General features: G+C 46.8%; 1 protein-coding gene. It reads left to right on the top strand.

The genetic code is table 11. From position 1 onward, the window contains the following. Window positions 1-817 precede the first annotated feature (817 nt). Window positions 818-2,410: a glutamate--cysteine ligase gene (gshA, locus tag ACYVGZ_RS04560; RefSeq protein WP_460751863.1), complete on the top strand. Its 1,593-nt coding sequence runs from the start codon at window positions 818-820 to the stop codon at window positions 2,408-2,410. Window positions 2,411-2,689 lie beyond the last annotated feature (279 nt).

The raw sequence follows: 2,689 nt of genomic DNA, 5'->3' as shown, positions 1-2,689 counted from the left end.
GCCCTACGATTGACGGGGCATTGTGTTTAATCGGAGCATTGCATGTTATGTGTAGGTCACGGTTCGCGAAGCGAATCTGACGCCGAGGGCATAGCCCTCGTATAGCGCCAATGTGGTTTGGTTCAATCATGACCGCTTCGCACCCAACGGCGCATTACGGCCTGCGGCCTAACGGCGCCCTACGATTGACGGGGCATTGTGTTTAATCGAAGCGTTGCGTGTTGATGCGTAGGTCATGGTTCGCGAAGCGAATCTGACGCCGAGGGCGAAGCCCTCGTATAACGCCAATGCGGTTTGGTTCAATCATGACCGCTTCGCACCCAACGGCGCATTACGGCCTTCGGCCTAACAGCGCCCTACGATTGACGGGGCATTGTGTTTAATCGAAAAATTGCATGTTGATGTGTAGGTCACGGTTCGCGAAGCGAATCTGACGCCGAGGGCGAAGCTCTCGTATAACGCCAATGTGGTTTGGCTCAATCATGACCGCTTCGCACCCAACGGCGCATCACGGCCTTCGGCCTAACGGCGCCCTACGATTGACGGGGCATTGTGTTTAATCGAAAAATTGCATGTTGATGTGTAGGTCACGGTTCGCGAAGCGAATCTGACGCCGAGGGCATAGCCCTCGTATAGCGCGAATGTGGTTTGGCTCAATCATGACCGCTTCTAACCAAAAGGCGTATTATAGGCAGCTAAAGTCTTCGCAAATCTGTAATTAATGTGCACTGGGTAAGTCTTTCTTGCTGAGGCTAAGCCAAGGCGAGTACAATCACTAACATTTATTCGCCTGACTTATTCTTAGAAGGAAGTTTGCTTGATCACTTTAACAAATGCTTTGCAGGCTTTAGCGGCACATTGCCACCAAGACTCTTCGACCTCCGCTTTAACGTTTCATCGTGGAGTTGAACGTGAAGCACTTCGTGTTAATAAAACCACAGGTCGTATTTCTCATCTTCCACATCCTGCGAGTTTAGGCTCATCGTTAACCCATGAGTCAATAACGACAGACTATTCAGAGTCTCTCATGGAGTTCATTACTAGTGTGCACCCGAATGTTGAGGGTGTTATTAAAGAGCTTGAAGACATACACCAGCTGGTGCACTACCAACTGGATAAACAAGATGAATGTTTATGGCCGGCCAGTATGCCGTGTTTTTTAGATGAAGATCAGGATGTTCCAATCGCAGATTACGGTACGTCTAACACAGGTAAACTGAAGAAAGTTTATCGAGAAGGCCTATCGAACCGCTATGGTCGAATTATGCAATGCATTGCTGGCATGCATTATAACTTTTCCTTTGATAAGGATTTTTGGCAGTTTTTAGAAAACTACAAAGGTAAACAGGCTTTAACTTCTGAGCAGAAACAAGATTTCAAGTCTGAGAGTTATTTCACCCTTATCCGAAACTTTCGTCGTAAGTCCTGGATGCTGTCTCTGCTATTTGGAGCCTCTCCTGCCATTGACTCTAGCTTTTTCCCCGATAAACCAAACAAACTCGATAGCTTAAAAACAGATACTTGGTTTGCGGCTCAAGCGACTTCGCTTCGTATGAGTGATTTAGGTTATCAAAATAAAGCTCAAGCTGGGTTGTATGTTTGTTACAACGAAGTAAGCACTTACATTAAGACCATTAAAGAAGCCCTTCGTACACCCTATAAGGCTTATCAGGACATTGGCGTTAAGGTGAATGGCGAATACCGTCAACTGAACGATAACTTATTGCAGATTGAAAACGAATATTACAGTGACATCCGCCCTAAGCGAGTCACGCTTCCTGGGGAGCATCCAAGTGCCGCTTTACAAGCACGCGGTGTGGAATACATTGAAGTTCGCATTATGGATATCGATCCAAGTTCACCAATTGGTATGGATAGTAAAACGCTCTACTTTATTGACGTCTTTTTGCTTTATTGCATGCTTCGCTCTGATGCTCCATTGAGTAGCGAAGAATGCCATATTTTACGCACGACACAGCAAGAAATTGCGTTGCATGGTCAGGATTTAAACAAGGCATTTGATTTTGGTGCTGGTCCCATTAAATTAAGTGAGAAAGCAAACAGCGTACTACAGGATCTTGCGGAAGTGGCCGCCTTCTTAGCTCAACAAACCGGCAATGACAATTACATTACCGCAGTAAAAACTCAACAAGAGAAATTAGCGAATCCAGAGTTATTACCTGCCGCGAAATTACTTAAGCGTTGTGAGAAAGGTGGTGGTTACCAATCAGCTATGCTGGAGTTGGCCACATTGCAGCACAAGATTTGGCAAGGTAAGCCGATGGACGAGGCATTGCTGAAAGCTTTCGATGAGAAGGCCCAGGTTTCTCTTGAGGCCCAGTTGGCAGTAGAACAGTCTGACGACATGGATTTTGATAGCTTTTTAACAGCGTATCTTACCCCGCAATAAATTAAGTTGGGTATAAAGATACGTTGGGCGAGGGCGCAGCCCTCGTATAACGCCAATGCGGTTTGGTTCAACCATGGGTGCTTCGCACCCAACGGCGCATTACGGCCTACGGCCTAACGGCGCCCTACGATTGGGTGATTTGGTAATTTTGTTGTTTGGTAATGCGGTTTGGTTCAACCATGGGTGCTTCGCACCCAACGGCGCATTACGGCCTGCGGCCTAACGGCGCCCTACGATTGGGTGATTTGGTAATTTTGTTGTTTGGTAATGCGGTTTGGT

The organism is Marinomonas epiphytica (genome assembly GCF_054780655.1).
The sequence above is the reverse complement of the archived record's forward strand: the minus strand, read 5'-3'. Positions and strand labels throughout refer to the sequence as shown.